Here is a 3,747-nt window from a genome sequence, read left to right on the forward strand (position 1 = left end):
TGGCTCGCCCCACGGCGGGTGGCGGAGCAAAGGGTGGCGCGGCGGACGACGGCGAGACGGCCGGCCGGCATACCGGCGAGCAACCGTTCCTGGTGATGGCCGGGATCGGCCTGGACGCAACGATCATGTCTGACACCACCGAGGCGGCCAAGGCGAAGCTTGGCTGGTCGGCCTATGTCGCGACCGGCTTGCGCAACTTCCTCGGGCCGCGGCTGAAGGCGCACGTCAGCGTCGACGGCGGGCCGGCGCAGGCTGTCCATGCGAGCACCATCCTGATCGGCAATGTCGGCCGGATCACCGGCGGCATCAACCTGATGCCCGAGGCCGAGGTCGACGACGGCATCCTCGACTGCGTCGTGCTGGCACCCAAGGGCTTGCCCGGCTGGGTCAATGTCACGGCCCGGGTCATGACCAAGAACCGCGGCGAGCGCACCGAGCAGATCCACCGCTACTCCGGCCGGTCCTTCGAGGTGACGACGGAGGTTGAGCAGCCCGTGCAACTGGATGGGGATGTGGTCGGGGCGACCCGGCGCCTGACCGTCCGCGTCGCGCCCGGCGCACTCCTGGTCCGCACCTGACCAACCCGTGCCGGTTCGGGTGCGGAACGGAGACCCCAGCGAAGGATCGACGTTGGGTGCCAGCTCGACGTGGGCGAACGTCGCGGGATGCCTCAGCTCGGCTCGCGCCAGCGCCGTTCGAAGGGCAGGCGCCAGCCGAAGGGCGAGATCAACTGGTGGATCTGGTTCGGGCCCCAGGATCCCTGGTCGTAGGGCCGCACGATCGGCGGGTTGTCCAGCAGCGGTTGGCTGATTTCCCACAACCGCTCCACGCCATTGGCCGACGTGAACAGCGTGGAGTCGCCGCGCGCCGCGTCATAGATCAACCGCTCGTAGGCCTCGAGGACCGACCCAGCCCAGGTCGTGTCCTTCATCGCGAACTGCATGGAGAGCTTGTCCAGCCGATAGCCGGGGCCGGGGCGCTTGCCATAGAAGGACAACGACATTCGCGGTTGGTCGGACAGGTCGAAGGTCAGGTGGTCGGGGCCGTGATCGCCCACTCCGGAGCCGCCCGGGAACATCGATCGCGGCGGCTCCTTGAACGCGATCGAGATGATGCGCGCGCCCTCGGCCATCCGCTTGCCGGTGCGCAGATAGAAGGGCACGCCGGCCCAGCGCCAGTTGTCGATATAGCACTTCAGCGCCACGAACGTCTCGGTCTCGGAGTCGGGCGCGACGCCCGGTTCGCCCCGGTAGCCGACATACTGGCCGCGCACGACATTCGCCGGCTCGATCGGCGACATCGAGCGGAAGACCTTGGTCTTCTCGCGGTTGATGGCCGCCGGCTCCAAGGCCGTCGGCGGCTCCATCGCGGTGAAGGCGAGCACCTGGAAGAGGTGGGTGACGACCATGTCGCGGTAGGCGCCGGTCGTCTCGTAGAAGTTTGCGCGCTGGGTCAGGCCGAGCGTCTCGGGGACGTCGATCTGAATGTGGTCGATATTGTTCCGGTGCCAGATCGGCTCGAAGAGCCCATTGGCGAAGCGGAAGGCCAGGATGTTCTGGGCCGCCTCCTTGCCCAAGAAGTGGTCGATCCGGAAGATCTGCGCCTCGTCGAAGACTTCGTGCAACTGGGCGTTGAGTCTGCGGGAGGACTCGTAGTCGGTGCCGAACGGCTTCTCCATGATGATGCGCGAGCGCTCGACCAAGTCTGCCGCGCCGATCATGTTGACGGCGGCGAGCGCGGCCTTGGGCGGCACCGACAAGTAGTGCAGGCGCAACTCGTTGTCACCGGGGAGTTCCTCCTCCGAGCGCAGCACCGCATCGCGCAGCCCCTCGGGGCCGGCGGCGAGCGGGACATAGTCGATGCGCTTGGCGAACTCCTGCCAGTCCTCGTCTTTAAGGGTGCGCGTGCTGTGCTCCCGGATGGCTGCCAGCGCCAGGTCACGGAAATCGTCGACCGACATATCGTCCAGCGAGGTCCCGACGACGCGCATGTCGAGGAGCAACTTGCTCTGGAAGAGATGGAGCAGCCCGGGGATGAGCTTGCGCTTGGCGAGATCGCCGGTGGCGCCGAACAGAATGACGGTCAGCGGAGCAGCCATTCCTACATCTAAGCGGTCCGGGCGGTCATTTCGCTACGGATGGCACGGCATACGGGCAACTGCGGCGCGGCCCCGGAGCCTAGGGTGGGTCCGGTGAGCCCCCACGTCGCCTTCGTCCTCGGCGGTGGCGGCGTGCTCGGCGCCTCCCAGGTCGGTATGGCGCGTGCGCTTGCCGAGGCCGGCGTGCGCCCCGACCTTGTTCTCGGGACGAGCATCGGGGCGCTCAATGGCGCCTTTCTGGCCGCGAGTCCCGATGTCGCAGGCGCCGCCCGCCTCGAAGACGTATGGCGCAAGGTGACCCGAGAGGGCCTGTTCACGCAGCGCCCGGTGCGGCAGGTGGCCGGTATCGCACGACACCCCACCCACGTCCTGACGCATGCCGCGCTCACGACGTTGATGGAGCGCTATTTGCCGGCGACGAGTTTTGCCGACCTCGAGGTGCCCTTCCAGTGCGTCGCCGCGCAGATCGAGGGCGCCCGGGCGGTGTGGTTCGATCACGGCCCGGTGGTTCCCCCGGTGCTGGCATCGTGCTCGGTGCCCGGGCTCTTCCCGCCCGTGCGGATCGAGGGCGCGCACTATCTCGACGGCGGGCTGGTGCACTCCATCCCCGTCGGGCGGGCCGTGGAGATGGGCGCCACCGAGATCTATGTGCTGCAGGTCGGGCGAGTCGAGCAGCCGCTGTCTGTGCCGACGCGGGCCTGGGAGGTCGCGCAGGTGGCCTTCGAGATCTCCCGGCGGCATCGTTTCGTCGACGAGATCGACGCAGTGCCGGAGTCGGTGACCCTGCACGTTCTGCCGACCGGATCCTCGAACGCCCCGACGATCGCCTTGGCCCAGGCTCGGCGCGGGCGGATGAACGACCGGATGGAGGCGGCGTATGCCGCGACCACGACCTACCTGCAGGGCCGGGAGGAGGGATGAAGGGCATCGGGGCGCCACCGAGGATCGTGCGCTGGCTGCTGCGGTTGCTGTGGCCGGTGATCGCGATCGTCGTGACGGTGATCTGCGTGCCGCTGCTGCCGGTCGCGGCCCTGCTGTCCCTGGTGGATAAGCGGGCGCGGCTCTTCCGGGCGGTCGGGCTGATTCTGATCACTGTCTGGCTCGACCTTCAGCTGCACATCGGTTGCTGGCAGCTGTGGCTGACCGAGCGCGGCTCGCCGACCTGGCACGAAGATCACGAGAAGCTGCTCGTCGACGTGCTCGACACGGTGATGCGCGTGGGCCGCAAGTGGGTCAACTTCGAGGTCGTGCTCGACAACACCATGGACTTCGGCGAGCCTGACCGGCCGCTGCTGGCCTTTGCCCGGCACGCCGGGCCGGCCGATTCGCTGGCCGTCGCCTGGTTGCTGTCACGCACCGCGGGGCGGCTGCCGCGGATCGTGCTCGCCGACGCGCTGCGCTGGGATCCCGGGATCGACCTGATCCTGACGCGGCTCGGGTCGTCCTTCGTACCGTCGCTGTCCGGGGCGGGCGACGACCGGCTGACCGGAGTGCGGCGACTGGCCGATTCGCTGGCGCCGAAGGATGCCCTGCTGATCTTTCCCGAGGGCGAGAACTGGACGCCGGAGCGCCGGGCCCGGCTGATCGACCGCCTGCGCGAGCGTGGCCAGGCCGCGCGGCTACGCCAGGCCGAGCGGCTGCGGCGGGTG

General features: G+C 68.7%; 3 protein-coding genes and 1 pseudogene. 3 read left to right on the plus strand and 1 reads right to left on the minus strand.

Going from position 1 to position 3,747, the window contains the following annotated elements; translation table 11 throughout:
- Positions 1 to 578, plus strand: a pseudogene (locus PKH97_RS14775) (hypothetical protein); the annotation flags it as partial.
- Positions 579 to 670: 92 nt separating this feature from the next.
- Here the strand turns inward: PKH97_RS14775 and zwf are convergent.
- A complete protein-coding gene (zwf, locus tag PKH97_RS14780) occupies positions 671 to 2,098 on the minus strand; it encodes a glucose-6-phosphate dehydrogenase (RefSeq protein ID WP_324388338.1) in 1,428 nt (475 codons plus the stop codon).
- A gap of 93 nt (positions 2,099 to 2,191) precedes the next feature.
- On the opposite strand from zwf, the gene PKH97_RS14785 reads away from it, so the two are divergent.
- Complete coding sequence (locus tag PKH97_RS14785; RefSeq protein WP_324388339.1) at positions 2,192 to 3,019, plus strand: patatin-like phospholipase family protein; 828 nt, start codon at positions 2,192 to 2,194, stop codon at positions 3,017 to 3,019.
- The coding region (locus PKH97_RS14790; RefSeq protein WP_324388340.1) for a 1-acyl-sn-glycerol-3-phosphate acyltransferase at positions 3,016 to 3,747 on the plus strand (732 nt) is incomplete at its 3' end. The genes PKH97_RS14785 and PKH97_RS14790, both read left to right, overlap by 4 nt.

Source organism: Nostocoides sp., assembly GCF_035343835.1.
Classification (GTDB): domain Bacteria; phylum Actinomycetota; class Actinomycetes; order Actinomycetales; family Dermatophilaceae; genus Nostocoides_A; species Nostocoides_A vanveenii.